This is a genomic window from Methylobacter sp. BBA5.1, from assembly GCF_000746145.1.
Lineage (GTDB): Bacteria > Pseudomonadota > Gammaproteobacteria > Methylococcales > Methylomonadaceae > Methylobacter > Methylobacter marinus.
In genome coordinates this window covers 20,230-46,451 of the sequence record NZ_JQKS01000038.1, presented here as the reverse complement: position 1 = coordinate 46,451, position 26,222 = coordinate 20,230, and the positions used below count along the sequence as shown (strand labels likewise).

Annotated in this window: 18 protein-coding genes and 1 tRNA gene; 8 read left to right on the top strand and 11 right to left on the bottom strand. The window is 55.2% G+C overall.

What is annotated here, in order from left to right; genetic code table 11:
* The 6 genes from EK22_RS18935 to EK22_RS18910 all read right to left on the bottom strand — a co-directional run.
* Positions 1-363: DUF3450 family protein (locus EK22_RS18935; protein ID WP_235209453.1), on the bottom strand; the 363-nt coding region annotated here is incomplete at its 3' end.
* Positions 364-453: 90 nt separating this feature from the next.
* Complete coding sequence (locus EK22_RS18930; RefSeq protein WP_036253545.1) at positions 454-1,644, bottom strand: sialidase family protein; 1,191 nt, start codon at positions 1,642-1,644, stop codon at positions 454-456.
* Between the two features lie 239 nt (positions 1,645-1,883).
* The gene (locus EK22_RS18925; protein ID WP_235209452.1) at positions 1,884-4,172 is read right to left on the bottom strand and encodes a TonB-dependent receptor; all 2,289 of its coding nucleotides are present in this window, start codon (positions 4,170-4,172) and stop codon (positions 1,884-1,886) included.
* 278 nt (positions 4,173-4,450) lie between these two features.
* On the bottom strand, positions 4,451-6,826 hold the full coding sequence (locus EK22_RS18920; protein ID WP_036253539.1) for a TonB-dependent receptor: 2,376 nt from the start codon (positions 6,824-6,826) through the stop codon (positions 4,451-4,453).
* A gap of 465 nt (positions 6,827-7,291) precedes the next feature.
* Complete coding sequence (locus EK22_RS18915; protein ID WP_020159547.1) at positions 7,292-8,176, bottom strand: SEL1-like repeat protein; 885 nt, start codon at positions 8,174-8,176, stop codon at positions 7,292-7,294.
* 378 nt (positions 8,177-8,554) lie between these two features.
* Positions 8,555-8,641: transfer RNA gene (locus tag EK22_RS18910), tRNA-Leu, on the bottom strand.
* Between the two features lie 225 nt (positions 8,642-8,866).
* Here EK22_RS18910 and EK22_RS18905 point away from each other — a divergent pair.
* From EK22_RS18905 to ftsH, 4 genes are all read left to right on the top strand, one after another.
* Positions 8,867-9,541 (top strand): DUF3047 domain-containing protein, encoded by a 675-nt coding sequence (locus tag EK22_RS18905; RefSeq protein WP_036253535.1) that lies wholly within the window; start codon positions 8,867-8,869, stop codon positions 9,539-9,541.
* A 7-nt stretch (positions 9,542-9,548) separates the two neighbouring features.
* Positions 9,549-10,523 carry an arsenosugar biosynthesis radical SAM (seleno)protein ArsS gene (gene arsS, locus EK22_RS18900; RefSeq protein ID WP_036253532.1) on the top strand — a complete coding sequence of 325 codons (975 nt, stop codon included), beginning with the start codon at positions 9,549-9,551 and terminating at the stop codon, positions 10,521-10,523.
* Between the two features lie 347 nt (positions 10,524-10,870).
* The gene (locus tag EK22_RS18895) at positions 10,871-11,575 is read left to right on the top strand and encodes a hypothetical protein (protein WP_036253529.1); all 705 of its coding nucleotides are present in this window, start codon (positions 10,871-10,873) and stop codon (positions 11,573-11,575) included.
* A 122-nt stretch (positions 11,576-11,697) separates the two neighbouring features.
* Positions 11,698-13,596: an ATP-dependent zinc metalloprotease FtsH gene (gene ftsH / locus EK22_RS18890; RefSeq protein ID WP_036253526.1), complete on the top strand. Its 1,899-nt coding sequence runs from the start codon at positions 11,698-11,700 to the stop codon at positions 13,594-13,596.
* A 66-nt stretch (positions 13,597-13,662) separates the two neighbouring features.
* On the opposite strand, the gene EK22_RS18885 is transcribed toward ftsH, so the two are convergent.
* The 5 genes from EK22_RS18885 to EK22_RS18865 all read right to left on the bottom strand — a co-directional run bounded on the left by EK22_RS18885 (position 13,663) and on the right by EK22_RS18865 (position 18,932).
* Complete coding sequence (locus EK22_RS18885) at positions 13,663-15,087, bottom strand: sodium/proline symporter (RefSeq protein ID WP_036253524.1); 1,425 nt, start codon at positions 15,085-15,087, stop codon at positions 13,663-13,665.
* Between the two features lie 30 nt (positions 15,088-15,117).
* Entirely contained in the window at positions 15,118-15,525 is a 408-nt protein-coding gene (locus EK22_RS18880; protein ID WP_036253521.1) for an ectoine synthase, read from the bottom strand.
* Positions 15,522-16,799, bottom strand: a complete 1,278-nt coding sequence (gene ectB / locus EK22_RS18875) for a diaminobutyrate--2-oxoglutarate transaminase (protein ID WP_036253518.1) — start codon at positions 16,797-16,799, stop codon at positions 15,522-15,524. Before ectB ends, EK22_RS18880 begins: the two co-directional genes overlap by 4 nt.
* Positions 16,796-17,326 (bottom strand): diaminobutyrate acetyltransferase, encoded by a 531-nt coding sequence (gene ectA / locus EK22_RS18870; protein WP_036253516.1) that lies wholly within the window; start codon positions 17,324-17,326, stop codon positions 16,796-16,798. Before ectA ends, ectB begins: the two co-directional genes overlap by 4 nt.
* 673 nt (positions 17,327-17,999) lie before the next feature.
* Complete coding sequence (locus tag EK22_RS18865; RefSeq protein WP_152565150.1) at positions 18,000-18,932, bottom strand: serine hydrolase; 933 nt, start codon at positions 18,930-18,932, stop codon at positions 18,000-18,002.
* Between the two features lie 474 nt (positions 18,933-19,406).
* On the opposite strand from EK22_RS18865, the gene EK22_RS18855 reads away from it, so the two are divergent.
* From EK22_RS18855 to EK22_RS18840, 4 genes are all read left to right on the top strand, one after another.
* The gene (locus EK22_RS18855) at positions 19,407-22,658 is read left to right on the top strand and encodes a DEAD/DEAH box helicase (protein WP_051961972.1); all 3,252 of its coding nucleotides are present in this window, start codon (positions 19,407-19,409) and stop codon (positions 22,656-22,658) included.
* A gap of 137 nt (positions 22,659-22,795) precedes the next feature.
* Positions 22,796-24,784, top strand: a complete 1,989-nt coding sequence (locus tag EK22_RS18850; RefSeq protein WP_235209451.1) for an integrase — start codon at positions 22,796-22,798, stop codon at positions 24,782-24,784.
* Complete coding sequence (locus EK22_RS18845) at positions 24,750-25,439, top strand: TIGR04283 family arsenosugar biosynthesis glycosyltransferase (protein ID WP_036253510.1); 690 nt, start codon at positions 24,750-24,752, stop codon at positions 25,437-25,439. The genes EK22_RS18850 and EK22_RS18845 overlap by 35 nt, the downstream gene beginning before the upstream one ends.
* Complete coding sequence (locus EK22_RS18840) at positions 25,427-26,218, top strand: sterol desaturase family protein (protein ID WP_036253508.1); 792 nt, start codon at positions 25,427-25,429, stop codon at positions 26,216-26,218. Before EK22_RS18845 ends, EK22_RS18840 begins: the two co-directional genes overlap by 13 nt.
* Positions 26,219-26,222: the final 4 nt, after the last annotated feature.

Below are 26,222 nucleotides of genomic sequence, written 5' to 3'. Positions count from 1 at the left end.
CAGGAAAGGCAGGTCCATGCGCACGAACTGCTCCAGACTGTCGAGCATGTGCAGGATCAGCGGCACAATCTCCTGCTTGGTCACCTCGATGTCCTTCAGTTGTTGTTCCAGCGAGGTTTTTTCCTGCGCTTGCGAGGCGAGCAGGTCCTGCAGATGCCGGTTGTAAATCGTCAAGGCCGCCGTTTGCCGGGACACGGCGCGGTATTGGGCCAGCAACGGGTTGTCCGGGGCGCCGGGCGCCTCGGCCTGGGGTGCGGTGCTCGCGGCGCCCGCTGCGCTGACGGCCTGGCCGGGCGCGGCCAGCGCGCATAGCGCCAGCATAGCCGCGGCCAGGCAGGAAGGGGGTCGGCAAGAAATAAGCATAGATAGTCCAAATGATCGTATTAACAAATAAAAAGCATCAAAGTGCCGCGTTTGCGGCCAATGCGGATCTCTTAGATGGTGTGGGGCTCTTTATTCATCAATTGGTTTTAAATGATAGGTTTGCTGTTGAGGATGCCAGGAAAGATAAAACTTCCGCCCGTCACTGATCAGAAAAGGTTCATCAATCATTTCGGTTGTTTGCGCGATCACTTCGGGCTTGGTCCAGCTTTTCCCGGCATCAACGGATTTCATTAGCTGAATCAGGTTATGGCTGCCGTCAAACTCCTGCCACACGATCATCACGCGATCGCCTACTGCCAGGACATGCGGATGGCTGGCGCCGTCATTGCCAAAGTTAAGCGGCTCGGAAAAATGCTCGCCGGCGTCGTTTGAATACGCATAAAACAGGCCCTGCTGAGTGTCGGAATTGCTAAACCATACGGCGTGATAGCTATCGGTATCGGAAATGGAAAGCCCGGGGCCATGGTGAGGACAGGCATCTATCTTCCAGTTCTCATGACCTAAGTGCTGGATATCGCCCGGTGTGCTCCAGTCTGTAAATCGATTGATGCCGTGGTCGCGGATGCCGCCTTCAAAAATATGCCGCCAGACGATAACGGGCAGGTTGGCATTGTTAATGGCGGTATCCAGTCGACAGCATTGACAAGTATGCGCGGCGATTCTTTTGTTGGGATAAAAATGCTTGCCGCCGTCATCAGACCAGGTGTAGTACAAGGACGACCCCTCAAACGTCTGCCCTGCCTTTTTGGCCGTCTGGCCGTCTCGGGCATCCAGCCAGGCGACAAGAATCTCTCCGTTTTTGCCGACAGCCAGACTATCAAAACGATGACTGATGATCTCAAGATTGTCGTTTAGAGTCACTGGCTCAGAAAAATGTTTGCCGCCATCGATAGAGCGGCTAAAACGGATATTTCCACTATGGGGCTTGTCCAGTTTGTTCGTCCAGGTAAGATAAATGTTACCCTGCGCATCCAATTTTATTTTTGGACGGTATTCGCCCTTGGCGATGACCGGTTCAGGATCGGCGTTGACAAGCGTAGGGGAAGAAAAACTTACGCCGTTATCCAGGGATGACTGTACATAAAGATGATCATTGTTCGCCCAGGTAATCCATAACACGCCCTTATTGTCGAAAGTGGCCGTGACCGTATTGGCGCACTGACTGGAAGGCAGCGCATCGGAATCGGTACAGGCTGTCTGTTTTTCCGCATGCCCTTGCACGGACTTTTGCGTGCTATCGCCGGCGTGATCGGCCGTCATGTCGGTTGCGCATCCCGAAGCCGTGAATAGAACAAGAACAAGGCAAGAAGTAAGCGTTTTCATAGGCAATTGATATAAAGAGCAAAAATAAAAAGAAAGAATTCGCATTATAAAGATTCATTACTGGATTGGCTGGTTTTGTTGCCAAGCCACTTCACTAAGTCATCTCATCCAAAGAAAAATCAAATCCCGATTCGGCAGCGCATCCCTGCGTTGCCGGAACGTTTTGGCAGTCGGTCTCAATAGTCCAGAGCGGCCTTAACAAAAAAAGTTCGTTGCGGATAGGGATGATTTTCATAAGCATTGACATCAAAGAGATTATCGATCCCCGCCGACAGCGTACTCTTCAGTTTTGGATGCAGATTCAGCCGGTAATTGGTTCTAAGATCGACAAATGTCGACTCATCGGTGCCGCCGAATACGTTGGCCTCCGTATCCGAATTATCCAGTTGTTGGAAGGAATCGCTGCGGTAACGCACGCTGACCGACGAATCCCACGCCGGCATTATATGATAAGTTAGCGACGCGTTCGCCTGCAGTTTGGGGATGCGGTCCCATTGGCTGCCGACCAGATCCGTATTTCTTGAGTTTTTGGTGATCTGCTTGTCGATGTAGGTACCGTTCAGCATCAAGTCCAAAGGCAGATCGAAGATTTCGTTCTGCAAAAAGGTCAAATCCACGCCAATAGCTTCGGTTTGCTCGATGGGCAGGAACGTCGTGACGCTATCCGATCCGAAGTTCTGTATCGTGTAGGCAATTTCATTATTGATCTGGTCATAAAAGAAATTGGCGCGGATGTATCCCCGGGGAATATCGTACTGGGTCATGAAGTTATGGAAATAACCGTTTTCCGGCCCCAGATCCGGCGCGGAGATGCTTTGATTATTAAGCCTGGATACGCTGGCGAACAGCTCTTCGGCAATCGGGAAACGGTAGGCCTTGGAAAACGAGTAGCGGAATGTCCAGGCATTCGGTGAATACTCCAATGAAGCCTTGGGGGAAACCCGGGAAGCGTCGCGGTCGGCATAATTTTGAATATCGTTTTTCGAAAAATCGCGGACATGGCCATTGATGGATTGCCAGTGGTCGAATCGAGCCCCGGCCATGATGCTCCAGTCCGGCAGAAAGCGCCATTCCAGTTGTGAAAAAGCACTATTGGTCTGTGTTTCGCCGCCGCTGTCGGAACGGTGGCTGTCTTTACTTTGCTGCAGATAATTGTTGCTGTTAAAGACATCGATATTCAGGTGAGCGTGATTGAACTGATAGCCGGCCATGAACGACAGATCATCGCGGCCCAGAAAGTTGTCGGTGGCCAGTTTCAGGTCATAGGCCGCCCACCAGATATCAGTATCGGTTACCAGACCTTTGTTTTGGTTTAACGGATGATTGGGGTTCAGGTTGGAACTGACGGACCGGTCTTTAAAGGCGTCGTAATAACTGGCTGTGGTATCGATGCTCCAGTCCTCGGAGATTTTGCCTTTCAGATTGAGGCCGTAGTTTAAGGTATTTCGCTCCGACTCACCGACTGAAAAAGCCGAACCTGGCACGGTAAATGTTCTTCCGTTTTGAGTGAAAACGCCGCCATTAGCCAGGCTATTACTTGATAACCCTGCCGTTGTCCCCCCGCCCCATAACGTATTGCCTGAGGCGTCTTTCAACAGGCTTAACGGGTCATCCGTTTCGCCAAACCGTTGCTCATAGGCGATCGTGAACAAACCTTTCAAATCGTCAGTAAAATCGTAGCCCATTTTAAGCTTGAACAGGTCAGTGGCTTGCTGCGCTATGCCGTCATCGCCATACCAGATACCGGGCGCGCCCGTAGGCTGGTTTTCAAACAGCCCGCCGGCCGCGGCGATCCCAGCAGTACCGCTCGAGACACGGTTGGTACGGGGCGACTGCGGTTGCCCTTCATTCTCAAAGCGGTTGTAAGAGCCGAAAATGCTGAACTTGTCGAAACGGTTACCTGCTGAAATATTGGTCTTGTATCCGGTCAGCAGTTCATTGCGGCCGCCGCGGTGCATGTCCTGGAAGATCCCCATCGCATCCATATGGGCTTCAAACTGTTCCGGCATCCGGGTATTCAGATTGACCACGCCACCGAACGAAGCGCCGCCGTATTGCGCGGAAAACGGTCCATACAGCACTTCCACCGATTCGACCTCGCTCGGAGCGACCATCGACCATCGGGGCGCACCGTTATACCTGGTTTGTACCGGGTTGTGCAGCGGCATGCCGTCGGCGTAAACCGATGAATGTGTCGTCTGGAACGAATTCGATGCGCGTATACCCATGGTGCCGTTCGGGTCCCCGATGAAGCGCTTACGAATCAACACGCCGGGCGCGTATCTGACCGTATCCTCGACAGTGGTCGCATTAACCCGTGTTTCAATTTCTTCCGCGGTAGTGCTATATGAAGGCGTGGCCTGAGTCGTTGTTGGGAACAATGACTGCTGCACGGGGGCAGTGATCACCATATCTTCACCTTGATAGGGTTCCCCAGTATCGTTTTTTGGAGGTTCCGCAGCCATGGGACTGCTTAAATAACTTATTCCTAATATAAATATGCCTTTTTTCATTTTTTCTTATCCGGCGATGTATGAACAGGGTATGCCAAATTCAAGCAGCATATATGCCATTTTTTTAGCCTTGATTCTTAATGTTTGATAACTATGAACTTACCTGACTCTATTAGTAGGAAATTAACGCTAGCGCTAGAGGTTAGAAGTTCGCCAAAATAGGTTATTTGCCACAATCAGCGCGTTAAATAACACAGTTTAATTAATACAATGGTCCTCGACCTGCATCCCTAGTAAGCGTATTTCAGCTCGGCAAAGTAAGTGCGCTGGGGAAAGGGATGGAATATCCAGTAATTGTCGTTATTGACATTATCGATCCCCGCCGCAATGCTGACCTGCTTGGTCAACTCATAGCGTGCCCGCAAATCGACGACGAAGAAATCGGTCAAGCCAAAATATGTGGCGTGATTGACGTCGCTGTTATCCAGCTGGCCGTATTGCACGCTGCTGTAGCGCCCGCTTACCGACGTGCTCAGTTTCTCAATCGGATGATAGGTTATGGTGCCGGTCGCCCGCCATTCCGGGACTCTGGGCTGACGTTTATCGATGGTCGCGGGATTGGCGTCATTTTCGGTGATTCTGGAATCGGCCCAGGTCGCGCTGCCGGAAATATCCAGCCCCGCTATGCCGACATTTTGCATTTCTCCCGCCAACTCGATGCCGAACGTATTGATTTCATCGACGTTCTGCACGGTGTTAATGGCAGTGCCGTCAATCTTTCTGTATAGGGTGCTCGGCTGGCTGAAAATGGCGTCGCGGACCCGCTCATGGAACAGGCTAAGCCGCAGTCGGCCTTCATCCATAAAGTAGGTCGCCGCAAGCTCCGATGACAAGGCCTCCTCCGGTTTCAGACCGGCGTTGGCATTGATGACGGACTCGGTAAGCCCGGTCTGGATATTGACCGCCGCGGGCGTTATTTGATACAGCTCCGTTACCGTCGGAAAGCGGTAGGCCTGGCCGATGGCTGCCGTGGCCTGCCAGCGATCGTTCGGCTGCCATCTCAATGCGGCCTTGGGCGAAAACAGCAGATCGCTGCGGTTGTCCTGCTGAATGGTCACCAGGTTGCCGTCATCGACTGTTGCATTCAAGCCATCATAGGCATTCCAATTTTCAAGTCTGCCGCCCAGGGTCATGCGCCATTCCGGATTAAAATCCCAGACATCCTGCAGCCAGACGGCATTGGTTTCGGTTTTGCCTTCCGAGTTGCCTCGCAAACTGCCGTTAGCGCCGCTTTTCCACTCGCTGGTGTTATACACGGGGTTGTACAGCTCATAAAGATCATGATGATAGCCCAAGCTCACTTCATGCGCGCCCCAAGCGGTATCAGGCCGCCAGATGCCCCTGGCATCCACGGTGTGCCAGCCGGTATCGGTCAATTGGGTTTTTTGCCCCGCGCCGTCGGGCGGCGCCGTGGCTACGCCTGAGACTACGTTTTGCGCGGTAAGCGGCGAACGCTGGGTATCCTTGCCATACGTCACCAGACTGGCGTTCAGATCCCAATCGAACAGGCCGCCGGTGTCGGACCTGATCGACATGCCATGCGACCAGTGCATTTGATCAACAAGATTGTTGGCCAGTGATGCCGCACCGATATTGTATCGCTGCCCATCTATGTTGACACTGCCACTGTAGACCGGATTGCCGGCGGAATCGCGCAAAAAAGTATTGGCCCTGCCGTTGGCATCGTTTTGCCATAGGCCCAGGGTATAAGAGGCGCGTATGTCCGGGGTAAAATCATAAGCCAGTTTCCATTTGAAGGTATCCTGAACCGTGTGGTTGATATTGGTTTCGCCTAATACCACGCGTGGATTGTTTCTGACATCCCTGTTGGGAACAGCGCCTGTTATCACCGGCAGGCCGGCTACACTGCCCGTAGCTCTGGTAGCCGTGGCATAGGCAATCGGTTGGCTGTGGCTGTCCAGGTGGCTGACATCAAAACGCCAGGAGAAATTACCCATCCTATCGCCCAGACTGGCATTGTACTGCTGCGAATCGTAGGTATCTTCATGCCCGTATTGGCTGTAATCCTGCCAGGACGAGTTGATGCTGCCGCTGGCCTCGAATTTATCCGGCATGCGGGTGGTAATATCGATGACGCCGCCCATGGAATTGCCTGAATAGGCGGCCGAGAATGGCCCGTACATCACATCGATACGATCGATTTCCGTTGGCGACACCATGTTCCAGCGCGGCGATCCGGTATTGGAGTTGTTATTGCCCAGCAAGGACGACAGCAGGATGCCGTCGGCATAGATCAGCGTGCGGGCGCTGGCCGAAGTGCCTGAAGTACGCGAACCGACCGGTGCGTTGGTATCGCCGACATAACGCTTGCGCACTAAAATGCTGGGCAGATATTTGATGGCGTCTTCGGTATTGACGAGATTGTGGGTTTCGGTTAATTGTTCCTTGGTAACACTTTCCGTCGTGACCGGTATATTTTCTTTTTCCGCTTTGGACAATGATTTTGGTGGCGTGACGGTCACTTCCATGACCGGAAACTCTGCCGTGCTGTTTTCATTTTTGTTAATCGTTGCGCCTGGTTCTTCGGCATTTGCCGCTACGCTTATACAAATGAGTGGCCATGACAGCCAGCTATTTTTATACATAATTGCCCCTTATTTTTATTATTTTTTGTAAAACTGTAATTTCGAAGTTATCAGCATGAATGATGCCAGGATGAAAAATTATCGATAATTAAAGTGATTATTAATAAGATTAGCCTTGGTTATAGAGGCAAGCGGATTAAAAAATGTGAAATGACACAGTCAAATTGCGTTAAATAACATAGTTTAATTATTGCAGCGAGACAGATCCCATATAAAAAAAGTGGGATTTAATAACGTGGATAACCGCCCAGACCATGAGCAAGAAGAACAAAAGGCTTTTCGGCGGACATTAACCCGAAAGCGATTATGGCATGGCAATCTTCTGCCCGGCCTGAGTGCTTAGGATTTGGTCGTCAATAATGTACCTGTTTAAACGTAGGATGCGCCGACGCCAGGAGCGCCTGCTTGTGGTCGGCGCATCCTATGCAAGATACTAATTTCAGGAAGTCATTTTTAGCCCGGTTCTTAATAATATTCCCGCATCCACTCCGCCGCCAGCCTCTGGGCTTCGGTTATTTGCGCCGGGGTCATTTTTTCGGCCACGATATCCCGGTTTTGCTGCGCCGGCTCATCGCCGTTCGCGCCGGCGATATTAAAAAACATGTGGGCCTTCAGATAATCCTGCGGAACGCCTTCTCCGTTGTAATACATATTGCCCAAATTGAACTGGGCATCAACATGCCCTTGCTCAGCCGCTTTCAGATACCATTTGATGGCCAGGGCGTAATTTCGCGGCGTGCCTTGTCCGTTGGCATACATAGTCCCCAGATTGAACTGGGCGCCGCTATTGCCTTGCTCGGCCGCCTTCAGATACCACTCGATGGCCAGAGAGTAATTTTGCGGCGTGCCCTGCCCGTTGGCATACATGTTGCCCAAATTGAACTGCGCGCCGGCATTGCCCTGCTCAGCCGACTTGACATACCAGTTATAGGCCTGCGCGTAATCTTGCGGCGCACCCTGGCCATTGGCATACAGCGTACCCAGATTCAACTGCGCCTCCGGGAGATTTTGCTCGGCGGCTTTGGTGTACCATTTGAATGCCTGAGCGTAATCCTGATCCGTGCCGTCACCTTCGGCATAAAGCAAAGCTAAATTGAACTGCGCGCTGACATTATTTTGTTGCGCGGCCTTGGTATACCACTTGATCGCCTGGGTGAAATCCTGCTCTACGCCCTGCCCGTTGTCGTACATGATGCCGATGTTAAACTGCGCATCGCTGTTTCCTCGCTCCGCTTCTTTTCTGCAGGCGGCAAAATTTGCCTGATCATCCTTGTTTTCGTCAAAGCATTCGCCCCAGGCCTGGAGGGAGAATAGCGCCAAAAACCAGACAAGCAATGTTTTCTTCATCATTTAAACATCACCGTGAATCTAAAAAGCATCAGTGGATTCCTACCTGTTGGAAAAGCCATTAATCGATAGTTGTTAAAGTGATGCCGCGCCTTTATAAACAAGCACGTCATGAAACCTCGTCATGGTTTATATCTGACTATTCATCATCCGTTTCAGGTAAAGAACAGGGTCGGCAAGCACTGTCTAACATTTTTGTTCAGCGCATTCTCAGGTCATAACGTAGTTTTGGGGGGATATATTCAACCTGAAACCAAACAATATAATTAACAGTCATTAACTTGAACCAAAAAAGGTATTGATTCATCCAAAATCAACCGCAAATAATCCCAGGCATAAAAAAAGAGCTGTACAGAAGTCTGCAAGCCCTTGATCTGATTATGGTGCCTCGGGCCGGAGTCGAACCGGCACGGTGTTACCACCGAGGGATTTTAAGTCCCTTGCGTCTACCAATTTCGCCACCGAGGCATCGATAACGTTTGTGAAGCGCGTATTATATAGCAACAAAAAAAATAAACTAGCTCTGCATTGATTTTTTTTATAAAAAGTTCAATGTTTTTTTTAAAAATCATGTTGCCGATCCATTGTTGCAATAGTGCGCCGTGGCGGCAGCTATCAATTATTCGCCGAGCGGGCGTAAGCTTTTTTGTTCTGTAGCGACTTAAGTCATTAATATCCAATATCAGGCTAATAATGAATCTATTACCACGCAATATCCACAGACTTTCAATCGCCGGCGTCATGGCCCTGCTTTTCTCATCCATGGCGGCCGCGGAAAATAATCACAAGCTCATGGTCGGCCATTTTTCCGCCGGATCGCTGGCGCAATGGCAAAGCAAGGCTTTTGAAGGTCAGACTGAATACCGGCTGATCGATCTTGATGCCACAACAGTATTACAAGCCGTCAGCAACGGCAGCGCCTCCGGACTGTACAAGCCGCAGCGCATCGATTTGCACAAAACCCCCTTCATGAACTGGCGCTGGCGCATCGAGAACCGGCTCGGCCCTATCGACGAGCAGGAAAAATCCGGCGACGATTACGCCGCGCGCGTGTATGTCGTGGTCAGCGGCGGCCTGGCTTTCTGGCGCACCCGGGCCATCAATTATGTCTGGGCAAGCACCTCGTCTAAAGGTAAAATCTGGCCCAATGCCTTTGCCGGCGACCATGCCATCATGATTGCGCTTAGATCCTCCGATGATCCAACCGGCGTTTGGCAGACAGAAAAACGCAACATCCTTGCCGACCTGAAACAACAGTTCGGCGAAGACATCCAATATATTGACGCCGTTGCCCTCATGACCGATACCGACAACGCCCATGGCCAGGCAACAGCCTATTATGGCGATATATACTTCAGCACAGAGTAAACACACGATGCATGACACCTTACCGTACCTGGAACCCACCGATTTTCCCGCTATTACCCGTAACACGCTGGAAATATTGCAGGTTAACCTGGGCTATTTGTGCAACCTGAGTTGCACGCACTGCCATGTCAACGCCGGACCCAGCCGCACCGAGCTAATGGATAAGGCCACGATAGACCAGGTTCTGGACTTTATCGAAAAACACGGCATTCATACACTCGATTTAACCGGCGGCGCGCCGGAGATGAATCCGCATTTCAAATACCTGGTCAAGCGGGCGCGGGCCATGAACGTCACGGTAATCGACCGTTGCAACCTGGTTATCCTCCAGGAACTGGGGTTCGAGGATATGGCCCTGTTTCTTGCCGACAACCAGGTCGTCATCACCGCCTCGCTGCCCTGTTATCTCGAAAACAATGTCGACAAGCAACGCGGCAAGGGCACTTTCATGGCCAGCCTGGCGGCGCTGAAAAAACTGAACCGTTTCGGCTACGGCAAGCCGGATACCGGTCTTCAACTCAACCTGGTGTTCAATCCGCAAGGCACCCGCCTGCCGCCCGAACAACAGCCCCTGGAACAAGCCTATAAAAAACACCTGGGCGAAAACTACGACATCGTCTTTAACAAGCTGCTTGCCCTGACCAATATTCCCATTCAGCGTTTCGGCAGCACCTTGATCAGCAAAGGCCTGTTCAAGGATTATCTGCAACTGTTAAAAGACAACTACCGGCCCGAAAATCTCGACCATGTCATGTGCCGCAATACCTTGAGCATAGACTGGCAGGGCATGGTCTATGACTGCGACTTCAACCAGATGCTGCAACTGCCCTTAGGCGCAAACCCCGCCGGCAAAACCCGCCTGAGCGATTTAACCCGGCTCGCATTAACCGGCTCGCCCATTTCCGTGCGCCAGCATTGCTACGGTTGCACCGCCGGGCAAGGCAGTAGCTGCGGTGGTGCCTTGGGCCAAGCGGCTCAATAAATCCACCTGTCGGGCGAGATTGCGGCACCCGTGGGAGCGATGCCTTTATGCCCTTTAGGGTACACATCACGACTTGCGGCAGTCTTTAATCGCGATGAAGGCATCGCTCCCACAGAGGATCATAAAAAACGGGATGTTATTTTTAGCCGAATCCTTACCTTCATCAAGCCCGGGCCGCAATGGCTCGGCAGCCTTGCTTGATTCTCTGTCAGGCATCAGTACTTGTCCCGCAGAACTAACTGCGTAACGTCAGTTTCTTATCGTTTTTTATTGTCTAATCTGGCATTAAAAAACAAGTCGACTTTGCTGACGGTGCAAAGCCCCCATTACCCCTTTAAGGAGGCCACATGAGCGACCACGAAGCGGAATTCAAGCAGATAATCCGGACAATTATCTATGATGACAGTACTGTCGCCACCCTGCCGTGCCCCGATCAATATGTCGGCACGGCGGTTTATCAAGGCTCGGAACAAGGGTTTAAATACGAAGGACAGCCCGGTGCCGGCCTTTTCACGCAAAGGCTGGATTTACCCGAACATCTGAACCAATCGACCGGACCACGGCTGATCATTATTCTGGAAAGCCCGCATAAGGATGAATTCAACAAGCTGACCAAAGCCCCGATTGGACCCGCCAACGGCAAAACCGGCGAAAATATCCACTCTTTCCTAGCCTATGCGACCAAGGGCCTGGACGTTCGACACATTCCCGACCGACAGCCATTCGACCTGATCCTGATGAATGCCGTCCAGCATCAATGCTCGCTGGGCAAGTCGCCGCAAAAATACCGCACCGAAGTCTTTATGAAATGCTGGGACAATCCACTCATCGGCAAACGTTATTTCGTCAAACGGCTTCGCGATTACACGAAAGATTGCAAAGCCGTCGTGATCAACAGCTGCACCGCGTCGATCAGAGACCCGGTCGATGAAGCCATATCCGACACGATAAAAGACTCGAACTATTTCCGCCTGTGCCATCCTTCCAGCCCCTGGTGGGCCAGCGGCAAAACCTGGGCGCCGAAAAAACGCAAAAAGGCATCGGAACCTTGATGAGACGATAATCTTTACGCAAAAATCAAGGCCTGGAATTAAATGCGCCGGAGCGCGTCCAAAAACGTAATATCGAATGAAAGGCACGCCAGCTCACGCGCAATCATAACGGATCTGACACTATGGTTAATAAACAGCCTGCCAACAAGATTTCTCGGCCACAGCCCCCTCAGCAGCCACAACTTCCCTGGTGGCGCTATGTCCTGTGGCTCCTGATCGTGCTGGCGTTTTCGTGGCACTGGTATAACCTCGGCCAAAGCCAACAACCGCAAACGCTCTCTTATACCGCGTTTAAAGACAAAGTCCGCGCCAATGAGGTCGAGCAAGTCACGTTGCAGGGCGATCAGGTTTCCGGCAACTTGCGGCAAGACAGGGCCGAAGCCGAGCCAGATGGCCGGCAGGCGCCGAACCGCTTCGTGACCACGCTGCCGCCAGTGGATGATCCCGAGCTCATTGCCCTGCTTGAACAGCACGATGTGGAAGTGACTGCCGAATCGGAACAGACCGACTGGCTGGCCCGCGTCCTGATTGGCTTTCTTCCCTGGCTGTTGATCATCGGCCTGTTCTGGTACTCCAGCCGAAAAATGCAGGAACGCATGACCGGCGCCGAAGGCGGCGTTTTCAGCTTCGGCAAGTCCAAGGCCAAGCGCTTTCAGCAAGGGGAGTCCATGGTCACGTTTGACAATGTCGCCGGCCTGGAAAACGCCAAGCGCGACTTGCGGGAAATCACCAGCTACCTTAAGAACCCCGGGCACTACCGGAAACTGGGCGCCAATATCCCCAGAGGCATCCTGCTCATGGGCCCGCCGGGCACAGGCAAAACTCTGTTGGCCAAGGCCGTGGCCGGCGAGGCCGAAGCGACCTTCTTCAGCATCAGCGGTTCCGAGTTTATCGAAATGTTTGTCGGCGTCGGCGCCTCGCGCGTGCGCGATATGTTCGAAAGCGCGAAAAAGGAAGCGCCTTCCATCATTTTTATCGACGAGATCGACTCGGTCGGCCGGGCGCGCGGCACCGGGCTCGGCGGCGGCCATGACGAGCGGGAGCAGACCCTGAACCAGATACTGGGGGAAATGGACGGCTTCGAACCTCATCAAACGGTGGTCGTGCTGGCGGCCACCAACCGGCCCGACGTGCTCGATCCCGCCCTGCTGCGGCCGGGCCGCTTCGACCGCAAGATCACCCTGGACCTGCCCGATAAAAAGGCCCGCATCCAGATTATGGAAATCCATACCAAAGCGGTTCCATTGGCAAAAGACGTTGACCTGGAACGGCTGGCGGCGCTGACGGCCGGCTTCTCCGGCGCCGATCTCGAAAACCTGGTGAACGAGGCGGCCTTGATGGCCGGACGCGAGAACAAGGAGCAGGTCGACATGGCGTCGCTGCTTAATGCCCGGGACAAGATCGTGCTCGGCGGCAAGCGCGAAATGGTCATCGGCGAGGAAGAAAAAAAGCTGATCGCCTATCACGAGGCCGGGCACGCGGTCATAGCCAGCCTGCTGCCCAATGCCGACCCCCTGGACAAGGTGACCATCATTCCGCGCGGACATGCGCTGGGGGCGACCGAACAGATCCCCGAAGAAGAGCGGCACAACCTGCCGGAAAGCTACCTGCGCGACCGCATCGGCGTGATGCTGGGCGGCCGGATTTCCGAAAAGCTGGTGTTCGGCGAATTCAGTTCCGGCGCCGAGGAAGATCTCAAACAGGCCACCCGGCTGGCCCGCCACATGGTGACCCATTGGGGCATGAGCGCCAAGCTCGGCCCGGTCGCCTTCCGCCGGGGCGAGGAACACATCTTCCTGGGCCGGGAAATGACCCAGCAGCGCGATTTCAGCGAACATACCGCGCAGATCATCGACGATGAGATCCGCATGCTGGTTCACGGCATTGAAGATCAGATCACGGAACTGCTAAAGACACACCGCCCGAAACTGGAAGCCCTGGCCGCAACGCTGCTGGAGAAAGAGACCCTGGAAGCGCCCGAGATTCAGGCCATTATCGAAGCGAAAAGCCAGGCGGCCTGATGAAGCCATCGGTGAGAGGTAGTTGCGGGAAGCGTATTCTCTTGCCTCAGCGACTCACCGGCTTGGTCACAGGATTCTGGCCCGCTCCCCTCCCGTGTTTTCGAGCGTCCAGCCCATGGTTTTGCCGATGGCATACATCGCCATGCCCGACAGCATGGCGGGCATGATGCTATTGGCCAGCTGCGACAGGCCGAAATGACGCCAGAGCAGGAATACGGCGACGCCGACCAGCAGCATCGATATCGCCAGTTTCTCGTCGGGCTTGCCATCAAACGCATACACCAGCAATAAAGGCGCGAACGCCGATGCGAGCAGCCCCCAGGCGATCAGTACCAGACTCAGCACGCTGCGGCTGTCCGACAACGCGAAGCCCAGGGCGACCGCCACGACTGAAAGCGTCACCAGTTTGGTGATGAAAATCCCGGGAGTCCGTGCGCCGTGGAAATCGCGGGTAAACGCGGCGGTACAGGCAATGATCAGCGAGTCGACGGTGGACATGGTCGCGGCAAACAGCCCGGCCAGAAAAAGTCCGATCAGCACCGGCGGCAGCATCTCCATGGCCAGGGTGGGCAGCGCCAGTTCCGCATCGAACGCGGCCGATTCGGGCAACAGCAGGCGCGCCAGCATGCCCGCGGCGATGGTCAGCGAATAGAACATGACAAACCAGCTGTAATAATACAGGCGCATGCGCCCGATCGATTGCGGATGGTCGAGGCTGACGAAACGGATGACGATATGCGGCTGCCCCGCCACGCCAAAGCCGGCAAATACCCAACCGAGCACGAACAGTCCCTGCCCCCAGCCGTCCGTTTCCGGAAACCAGTTCATGTAAGTCGGCGATACCTGCAGCAGCGCCGGATAAACGCCGCCGAAACCGTCCAGTTGCAGCAGTCCGGCAAACACCATCACCAGCATGGCGGCGAGCATGACAAAGGATTGCGCCGCATCGGTCCAGATGGAGGCGCGAATGCCGCCCGCGAAACAGTAAAGGATCACCATGACGGCGCCGATCAGGGCTCCCGTCGAGGCGTCCCAACCGAACAACACGTGCAGCGCCTTACTGCCCGCCTTGAGCTGGGCGGCGGAATAAGCGCCCAGGAACAGGATCGTCAACGCGCCGGCAAGGCGTTGCAGCCAGCGGAAATCCGTGTCGTGCCAGCGCGCCAGCAAAGCCCCGAAGGAATGAATGCCGGGGCTTGCGCTAACCTCGCGCAAGCGGCGCATGATGCTGAGCGAAGCCGCCAGATCGCCGGCAATCCAGCCCAGCATGAGCCAGATCGACGACAACCCGGTGGAATAGGTCAGCCCTATCATGCCGATGAACATGAAGCCGCTGTTATTGGTGGCCACGGCGGACAGCCCGGCCAGCCAGGCCGGCACGCTCTTGCCGGCGGTCAGGTAATCCTCGGCGCTACCCTTGCTCTTTAACGCCGAGAGCATGCCTATCGCGACGAAGATCAGTAAAAAGAAAATAAAACTGGCAATGACCATGCAGCCCCTCCTGCTAGCCGCGGCCGGACGTTATTGCCCGTCCGCTATCTCTGCCCCCGGGCGATAGGCGCCGTCCTGATCATGGACCTCGCTGCCGGTAATCGGCGGCGTGAAGACACAAACCATGCGCATCGTGCTATGCGCCCGAAGCAGGTGGCGTTCGTTGCCGTTCAGGGCATAGACCGTGCCGGCCTTGATCGGATGGATCTTGCCGTTCTCGGTGGTTTCGACCTCGCCCTCGCCTTCGATGCAGTACACGGCTTCGAGGTGATGCTTGTACCATATCAGCGTTTCGGTGCCGGCATGGATTATGGTGTCGTGCAGGGAAAAGCCCAGCGCATCGTTGTTGAGCAGCAGACGGCGGCTTTCCCAGTTGCCGTTTTCAGCTTTGACATCGCGCTCGGTGCCGATGATGTCTTGCAGTGAACGTACGATCATGACAGGCTCCCGGCACGCAACGACTTGCGTTTTTCCAGCACGGCCTCGATCGACTTCTCGATGATAGCCAATCCCTCTGTGATGATCGCTTCGTCCATGGTCAGCGCCGGCAGGAACTTCAGCACCTGGCCGTTGGCTCCGGCCGTTTCGATCACCAGCCCCTGCTTGAATGCTTCTTCGGACACGGCGCCGGCGAAACCCGGATCGGCGAATTCGATGCCCCAGACCATGCCGACGCCGCGCAGTTCGCCGTTGATGGCCGGATGTTTGTCGACAATGGCCTGTAGACTTTCCCTGAAGATCTCGCCCTTGTGCCTGACGCCTTCGGCGAAATCCGGGGTATCCCAATATTCCAGAGCCTTGGTTGCGGCGACGAAGGCGAGATTATTGCCGCGGAACGTACCGGTATGCTCGCCCGGCTTCCATTGGTCCAGCTCCGGGCGCATCAGCAGCAGCGACAATGGCAGGCCCGCGCCGATGGATTTGGACACGGTCACCATGTCCGGCGTGATGCCGGCACGTTCGAAACTGAAAAAGGTGCCGGTGCGGCCGTTGCCCATCTGGATGTCGTCCAGGACCAGCAGAATGTCGAATTCGCGGCACAGCGACTCGAGTTCGCGCAGCCATGCGTCGCTGGCGACGTGTATGCCGCCCTCGCCCTGCACGGTTTCGACGATAATGGCCGCCGGCAGATCGATACCGCTGCTCTGGTCCATAAGGAAGCGGCGCAGGTAATCGATGGTATTGACATCCTGGCCGAAGTAGCCATCGTACGGCACGAAGGCGCTGTTATGGCGCACGCCGTAGGATTCGTCGCGGTAAAATGAATTGCCGGTGATCGCCAGCGAGCCCATGGACAGGCCGTGATAGGCATTGGTGAAAGCGATCACGTTGGAGCGCTGCTTGACCATGCGCGCCAGCTTGAGCGCGGTCTCGACCGCATTGGTTCCGGTCGGACCGGTAAACTGCACTTTGTATTCCAGGTTGCGCGGCGCGAAAATGGTATCGGCCAGCTTCTGCAGGAAAACCTTTTTGGCCACGGTCGCCTTGTCCAGGCCGTGGACGATGCCGTCATTCTGCAGATATTCGATGAGCGCCTGACTGATAGCCGGATTGTTATGGCCATAATTGAGCGTGCCTGCCCCAGCGAAAAAATCGATGTAGCGGTTGCCGCGCTCATCAAACATCTCCGATCCCCTGGCCGTGTCGAACACGGCCGGGAATGAGCGGATATAGCCGCGCACTTCGGATTCCATTTCTTCAAAAATTCTCATGATTGCTCCTGTATTGCTGTGTGAATCTGGAACGGTCCTACCCTGAGCAGGTTTTCCTGCTCATGGCCGCTGGGGAATAATGTCTTGGGGAAAATGCAGGCCTCGCTCATCGTTGTCTCGCAAGCTTTGGCTAACGAGGCAAACAACGCGCGGGACGCATCATTCGACGGATTGACCGTGGCTTCGACAAATCGGATATGTTCGAGACCGGGCCGTCTCAGCACATGATCGATCAATTGGCGGGCCACGCCCTGTCCGCGCAACGAAGACGCCACGGCAACTTGCCAGACGGCCAGCGTATCCGGCTTGCCGGGGGGGACATAGGCGGTGACGAAGGCGAGGATTTCGCCGTCGGCTTCAACGACCGCGCAGGTATCCGCGAAGTACTCGCACAGGAGCAGGTAACAGTATCTGGAGTTGTTATCCAGGGGCGGGCTCGCTTCCACCAGAGCTTGCATGGAAGGACCGTCAGTCATGACGGGAGGACGAAAAACGAGGTTATTAATTTGAGAGGATTGCCGCTTCAAGGCTTTCGAATAAGGGATAGTCGTTCACCATTTCTGAATAATTCATTCTTTTTCATGCTAACACATCAATCAGCGTCAAACAAACCGCCCCCATTCATGATCATAGCCATTCAAGCCCTCTTTGCCGCCAACAGACCGGAAAAATAAAAATACCTGAAAACGTTGGTATTTTACCAAAAAATGATTAAAAAAGACTCGACTATGCTTAAAACGTGCTAAAAACAAATTGTCCCGACATGCTGGTTTTGACTGGATTTGGTCAATCAATCTACGGCATAAATCACCTGCCCATAGCCGTTAGAATAAGGGCAAAAGTTAACGTTTTGCCCTTGATTTAATCTGATTTTAAAAATAACGTTTTTATGATTTTCTGTGGGAGCGATGCCTACATCGCGACTAAAGACCGCCGCAAGTCGCGATGTAGGCATCGCTCCCACGGGTGCCGTTTAAAGCAAGGCAGCGCATCCGGCGGAATAGCGAAGCGTATTCCGCCGGATGTTAATTTCCTACGGCACAATACGGCTTTGTCTATTGCGCCTTATCGCGTTAAGGATTCGGCTAAAAATAACATCCCGTTTTTATGATTCTCTGTGGGCGCCGACGACATCCCTGACAACTTGTTCACTGTCTGTATATCGCGGGTGTCGCGGTGCAACATCAGTTCGTATTTGCTTCAAATCAAAGGATAGCGCTGTTTCATATCGGCATAAACCAGGCGCGATACTGCGCGTATGACGTTGCTGCGGCTTTTTGCCCACTGGCCGTAGTTTTTGGCCCGATGTTGTTTTTCTATGATGCCGATAAACGTGTAGGGATAGGTATTGCCGTCCCTGCCTACCGCTTCCATGATCCCCATGTCGCCGCATAAACGCGCGGTCGTGCCGGTTTTATCGTAAACCCGGGTGGCTGACGGCACGATATCCACCCCCACGGAAATACGGTTTGACCGATGCATGCTCATCAGCCTTTTAAGCTCCTGGGAATAAGGCAGTTCATTGTGCCATAAAGCATAAAGAAAACGGCTGTAGTCTCTGGCCGAGGCTTTATTGCGATAGGTTCTGCCGTTATAGGGAATATACTCCCTGATCCGGGTTTGCTGAAAAATCCCCGGCGCATGACGCTTGAGGATTTTTTCGACTTCCATGGGGCGCTGATTCTTGGATTTGTTACTCAACAGGCGAATAAAAAAATTGGTGGCCTGATTATCGCTGTAGCGAATCATGGCTTCCATTTTCTGCCGCACGTTGCGAGGATAGTGATAATGCTTACTGTCGTATTTGCATTTATAGAAATAAGCCAATGCAATAAAGGGCTTGATCATGCTCGCGCTTTGATAAGCGCTGTCTTCATTGATGGAAACCAGTTTTTCCCTTTTGCTGAAATCGTAGACGGACCAGGCGGTTTTTTCGTCGGCCTTAATGATGCCGCGCCGGCGCAGGCTGCCGATGTAACTGTTAACCCTTTGTTGAAGATCGTCATGCCGTGACGCGGCCAAAACCCTATCGGGCTTGAGCGTGCCGACAGCCAGGAGCGGCAATGAAGCCAGCAGCATCATGCATCGACGGCGGCCAAGGTTGATATCAGGTGCTGTCTTGTTTTTCATCATTACTATTGTTATCGCGCAATCAAAGATTAATTAAAGTCGTCCGTACCTATCGGCTTTTTCGGCTAATAATTGCTGACTCATTAAATCAATTGTCGCATCAAATGTAAAACAAATGGCCGAGGTTGTGCCCAAACACAGTGACGCGGACCTTGCCTCCAGGCACGGGAGGAATTGCCGCCAACCGGCGGGCCGCGTTGCCGCGAGCGCGATTGCCTGAGACCACAAATCAAGGCTCGCCGGCGCGCGAACCAATCCGCACGGCGGCGCATCAGGCGACGCGACCGCCCTCCTCCTTTCTTGTCGCTCATCCGGCAAGGCAACCTGAAAACCGTGTCCCCATGAACCGTGAAACCGTGAAAATACGATGCGTTTTCCAACACCGCGATTGATTAGGGCTTGCACAACACCCTTCGCCTTCCCTATAGTTCTCACCTTTTTCAGTCTTTTTTCCCGCTCTTCCATTCGCGACTGTTCATGACTAAATCCAAACAACTGCCCCTTGCCGTTATTCGCCGTGCCTGTAGCCTGAGTTCTTATGAACGGGGACGCAGCTATTATGCAAAAGGCCAGGTCGTCAAACTGACCATCAGTAGCGAAGGAGCGCTTTTCGTGCAGATCAATTCATCGGTCAAAGGCAGCGTCAAAACGCCGTACAACCAGAATATCCGCATCGTCTGGCGTCCTGACTACAATAACGCGACCATTGAAGGCGACTGCTCCTGCCCGGTCGGTTATAACTGCAAGCACGTGGCCGCCGTCTGCCTGAAGTATCATGACTCGCTTCAATCGCCGGTATCCCCGGCCTCGGGCTCCAGTTGCCTGGACTGGCTGGCCAGCCTTGACCAGCGGGCTCAGCCACACAAGCCCCGTCAGGAATTTATCGCCTATGTCCTTAAGCCCGGCAAGCATGCCCATCAAGTCGCCGTTGAATTTCATGTCACCAAAGAAAAAAAGTCCGGCGACTTGAGCAAAGGCCGAAAAACCACGTTGAATAATTTACGCTACAGCTACGCCTACACGTCTTATATTCAGCCCGAGGATGAGGAAATCGCCTCATTGCTGTCCGCGTTTGGCCAGGGCTATGGCGGCGAACCAACGATCAAGGGCGCCGCGGGCGCGGTCGCTTTATCGAAACTGGTGCAGACGGGCCGACTGTACTGGCGGGACTTTGAGCGGACGCCGCCCCTGAAAGCGGCCGATGCCCGTGACTTAAGCCTGAGCTGGCGGCAGCAACAGGACAACGGCGCCTACGAACTGAATGTTGCCGTCGATCCTGAAGCCTTGCTGTTACTGGCTGATCCGCCCGCCTATCTGGACACGCAACAGGGCGTTATCGGCACGGTCAACATGCACAACCTGAGCACCGAGCAGTTGCGAAAAATGCTGTCGGCCCCGCTGATTCCGGCCGAGCAGGTGGAGGCGTTCAGTGAGCGCCTGATCATTGAACACCCCAACTTGCCCCTGCCGGCGCCGAAAAAGATCGAACTGACCGAAGCGCATGATCTTGAGCCTGTGCCGCGCCTGCTGCTGCTGGGTCATCCCGCGGACGACCTGCATTATCTTCATTTCATGGTGCTCGGCTTCCTGTACGGCGACTGGACGTTGTCGGCATTGAATCAGGAACCCTACAGCGTGGTGAAAACAGCCCAGGGTTTTTTGCGCATCAAACGCGATGCGGAAACCGAAAGCCTGGCCCTGAATCGCCTGGCCGAACTGGGCTTCAGTTCCACTGAAATAGCCGACCAGCGGGAACGGGTGTTCTTCAGTCCCGGCACAAACTCCCCGCTGGACAATGCCGCGCATTGGGGCGACTTCCTGCTGAACACGGTGCCAATGCTCGAACAGGAAGGCTGGATCATCGAGACCGACGAAAGCTTCCGGCTTAATTTCCAGGCCGCCCAGGATTGGGATGTCGAAATCAGCGAAAGTCCTTACGACTGGTTTGAAATGCGCTTCAATGTCGACATAGACGGCCAGCCGCTGCCTTTGCTGCCGTTGATCATGCCGGTGCTGGAGCATTACGACCTGGAAAACCTGCCCGACCGGCTCAACATTCCCGTCGGCGATCACCGTTACCTGACCCTGCCATCCGAAAAGATCAGGCCGTTCCTGGCCACCCTGATGGAACTGTTCAACAGCAGCACGCTGGCCGACGACGGCACGCTCAAGCTGTCGCGCTTCAATGCCGCCAGCTTGGCCGACCTGGAAATGCACAACTACGGCCTGTTCCGGCTGACCGGCGGCGAAGCGCTGCGCGAACTGGGCCGGAAGCTGAAAAACTTTACCGGCATCGAGCAGGCCGCCGCGCCCGCCAACCTGAAAGCGGAATTGCGCAATTACCAGCGGCACGGGCTCAACTGGCTGCAATTTCTGCGCGAATACCGGTTTGCCGGCATTCTGGCCGACGACATGGGTCTCGGCAAAACCGTGCAGACCCTCGCTCACCTGCTGCTGGAAAAACAAAGCGGCCGCATGACCGCGCCCTGCCTGATCATCGCGCCGACCAGCCTGATGAGCAACTGGCGGCGCGAGGCCGAACGCTTCACGCCCGACCTGAAAGTGCTGACCCTGCAGGGCGCCGAGCGCAAGCAATATTTCGACGAAATCAGCAGCCACGACCTGGTCCTCACCACCTATCCGCTGCTGCCCCGGGACGAGCATGCACTGCTCGAACAGGACTATTACTATCTGATTCTGGATGAGGCCCAGGTCATCAAAAATCCCCAGGCCAAGGCCGCCAGAATCGTCCGCCGTATCAAGGCCGACTACCGCCTGTGCCTGACCGGCACGCCGATGGAAAACCATCTGGGCGAACTCTGGGCGCAATTCGACTTCCTGATGCCGGGCTTCCTGGGTGACAACGCCGCCTTCAAAAGACTGTACCGCACGCCGATCGAAATCCATGGCGACAGCCGGCAGCGCGCGCGGTTGACGCAGCGCATCGCGCCGTTCATGCTGCGCCGCACCAAGCAGGATGTCGCGACCGAACTGCCGCCCAAGACCGAAATCATCCGTTCCGTGCCGCTGGGTGAAAAACAGGCGGCGCTGTACGAAAGCATCCGTCTGACCATGGAGAAAAAAGTCCGCGACGCGATCGCCCAGAAAGGTCTGTCGCGCAGCCACATCACCATCCTCGACGCCCTGCTGAAGCTGCGCCAGACCTGCTGCGACCCGCGCACGCTGCCGCTGGAAAGCGCCCAAAAAGTCAAGCAGTCGGCCAAGCTCGAGCTGCTGATGGAGATCCTGCCGGAACTGCTCGAAGAAGGCCGGCGCATACTGGTGTTCTCGCAATTCACGCGCATGATTGCCCTGATTGAAGATGAACTAAAAGCGCTGGACATTGCCTACAGCAAATTGACCGGCCAGACGCGCAAGCGCGAGGAAGCCATCGAGAAGTTTAAAAGCGGCGCCGTGGACGTGTTCCTGATCAGCCTGAAAGCCGGCGGCGTCGGCCTGAACCTGACCGAGGCCGACAGCGTGATCATTTACGATCCGTGGTGGAATCCGGCCGCCGAAACCCAGGCCGCCGACCGCGCCTACCGGATCGGCCAGGATAAGCCCGTGTTCGTCTACAAACTGATCACGGAAAATACGGTCGAAGAGAAAATACTCGCCATGCAGGAAAAAAAGCGCCAACTGGCCGAGGGCATCTACAAAGGCGGCACCAGGGAAGAATCGCCGCAGCTGACCGCCGAAGACCTGACGGCCTTGTTTGAGCCTTTATAAGCAATAGTAGGGTATGCATTGCATACCGTTTCCAAAATTTGCCGAGGCATCACGGCTCTGGCACGGTACTTTCACAGCCGCGTACCCTACGCCTTGTTTGAACCTTTAATCAGAGGTTGAAACCGATGAAAAACGACATGCCTGAAATTGAAGTTTTTCCCAACCGGGCCGCCGACTGGCCGCCCGCCGATGCCGGGCCCTGGTTTCGATCGCACCGGCTGCTCATTTTCGCCGGCACCTGCCTGCTCAGCGCCACCCTCGGCCTGATCTACAACTACAGTCGCCCGCCCATCTATCAGAGCAAGGCCACGCTGCTGACCTCGGCCATGACCGCCATCGACAAGACCAGTGCCGCGGCCGATATCCAGCATGTCGCCATACAACGGCAAATCCTGCTGGGCCAGGAACTGCTGGAAAAGACCCTGGAGCGGCTGAAGGCCTCCGACCAACTCGACCCGCAGCTGCAATTGACCGTGGAAGATATCCGGCAAGCGCTGCGCGTCGATCCGGTAGCCGAAACCAACCTGGTGGAAATGGTTGCCGAAGGCACGCATGCCTATACCCTGCCGATGCTGATCAATACCTGGATCGATGTCTACACGGCGGCCCGCGCCGAAGAAGTGGAAAACACCATCGGCGCCACGCGCCGGATCGTCGAGACCGAGCTTCAGGGACTCAGAGACAGAATCGATGTCGCGCGCCTTAAACTGGACGAATTCCGGCGCAACCACGACATCACCTCGACCGGCCGCGAGGAAAACGAGGCGGCGGCGCGCCTGAATGGCCTGAACAAGTCCCTGAATCAGGCCAGCGAGGACGAAGTCAAGGCCAAAGCCCGGCTCGATGCGGTCAGAAAGGCGATCGAGCGCGGACAGACCGTGGTGCCGCAAGAGAGCCAGAACAGCCTGCGGCATCTTGAGCAACGCGCCCAGCAACTGCGCGAACGCTTGGCCGAGCTGGACAAACGCTTCACGCGCGATTATCTGGCGCTGCAGCCGACACTGAAAGCCATCCCCGGACAGCTGGCCAAACTCGAAGCCGAAATCCAGAGCAAACGCAACTACGGCCGGGATATCGTGCTGGACGATGCCGAACAGAATTATGAAGCGGCCAGACAGACCGCCAAGGAAATACGCAGGCAACTGGACGACCATAAAAAGCAGGCCGCCGAATTCACCTCGCGCTTCGCAGAACACACCGCCTTGAAGACCGACCTGGAAGGGCTGGAAAAACTCTACCGCGAAACCCAGGAACGCCTGGTCCAGATCGAAACCAGCCACAAGGAGAAATACCCGCAAGTGCATGTGATCGAACGCGCCCAACTGTCGCTGATACCGATCAGTCCGCACTACACGCGCGATGCCTTTATCGCCGTTATCGGCTCGGTCCTGTTCGGAATTTTTTCGGTCTGGCTGTTCGAATACCTCACCCGCAAGCAACAACAGCAACAGGCCGGCATCACACTGTCCGGCATCCACATGTACGGCAATCTCAATCCAGACCGGCCGGATTTGCCGCACTATCCGGCCACGCCCATAGAGCAACAGGAAACGCCCCAGGCCCTGGAAAGTCCGGAGCTGCGCGAGCTGTCCGACCGCGACCTGCGGGATTTGCTGAACGCCGCCAATCTCAAAGGCAAACAGCTGATCGCGCTGCTGCTCAGCGGCCTGACGCTTGACGAGGCGGCCAGCCTTACCCCCGGGCGGATCGATTTGAGCCGGCAAGTCATCGAGCTCGACGCCGGCAGGACCCTGCCGGTCAACCCCTACCTGATGTCGTTATTCAAGCAGTCGGGCCACTATCCGGCCTGGCTGGCCGATCAGGCCGCAACGCCTGAAGACCTGGCCGCCATTCTCCACTATACTGTCATCGATGCCGGCTTATCGAATCCTAAGGAAATCGACGGAGACGCAATCCGGCACACCTATATCGTCTATCTGGTCCGCCAGGGCCTGCGCCTGTCCGAACTGGAACAGGTCGTCGGCAGGCTGGCGCCGACCGTGATTTCGAGTTACGGTGCCTACTCGCCGCCCCGGCCCGGCCACGGCATTGATAAAATTGAACGACTGCATCCGGTATTAGCGATTGACCATGAAGTTTTCCATCATCATCCCGACGCTGAATGAAGCACAAAACATCCAAGACTGCCTGGAGGCCCTTCAACCTTTACGAAACACCTGCGAAATCATCGTCGTCGACGGCGGCAGCGCCGACGGCACCCAGGCTATCGCCGAACTACTGGCCGACCGGGTCATCAGCGCGCCCAAGGGCCGCGCCCGGCAGATGAACGCCGGCGCGCAACAGGCGACGGGCGAGGTACTGCTGTTCCTGCATGCCGACACCGCCCTGCCGGACAATGCCACGGCGCTGCTCCGGCAACGGATCAACCGGCCGGCGCCGTGGGGGCGCTTCGACATCCGCTTGAGCGGCGATCATTTCATGCTGGCGATCATCGCCCGGATGATGAACTGGCGCTCCCGGCTGACCGGCATCGCCACCGGCGACCAGGTGATCTTTGTCACGCGCGAGGCGTTCACGGCGGCCGGCGGCTATCCCGACATCAGCCTGATGGAGGATATCGCCCTCAGCAAGACGCTGAACCGCATCAGCCCACCGCTGTGCCTGCCGGCCAAAGTGACCAGCTCGGGCCGGCGGTGGCTGCAGTCCGGCCTGTACAAGACCATACTGCTCATGTGGAGCCTGCGTTTACGTTATTTTCTTGGCGCGGACCCGCAAACACTGGCCCGGCTTTATAGCAAAGGACATTTATGGAAGCTCTGATTCGTCTGTCGGCAGCGCTCGGCATTTTTTTAACCATGATCGGCTGGGAAGGTTTAAGCCCCCGAAGGAAGCTGCATCTCAGCCGCCGGCAACGCTGGCCCATCAATCTGGGACTGGCCGCGTTCAACATGCTGATCATGCGGGTCACGCTGGGCGGCATTGCCTATCTGAGCGCCGTCCACGCCGCCGACAACGGCTGGGGGCTGCTGAACCTGTGGCACGCGCCGACCTGGCTGTCGGTCATCATCACGCTGCTGGTCCTGGATTTCGCCCTGTACTGTCAGCACATTATTACCCATAAATGGCCGCTGCTCTGGCGCCTGCACCAGATCCACCATACCGATCTGGAGTTCGACGCAACCACGGCCGTGCGCTTCCATCCGCTGGAAATCATGCTGTCGATGTTTTACAAGGTGGCCTGGATCTATCTGATCGGCGCCCATCCCATGAGCGTGATCGCCTTCGAGATTATCCTGAACGGTGCAGCCACTTTCAATCACAGCAACGTCAACATCCCGCCGGCCATCGACAAAAAGCTGCGCTGGCTGCTCATTACCCCCGACATGCATCGCGTGCATCATTCCACGATTCCGACCGAAACGGACAGCAACTACGGCTTTTCGATTTCATGGTGGGACAGGCTTTGCAAAACCTACACGCCCGACCCCAAATACGGCCACACGAATATGCCGATCGGCCTGAACGCCTACCGCAGCCAGAAGGACCTGAGCTTCACGCGCCTGCTGCTGTTGCCGTTTAAACCATTGAAACGCGGCTGATTGC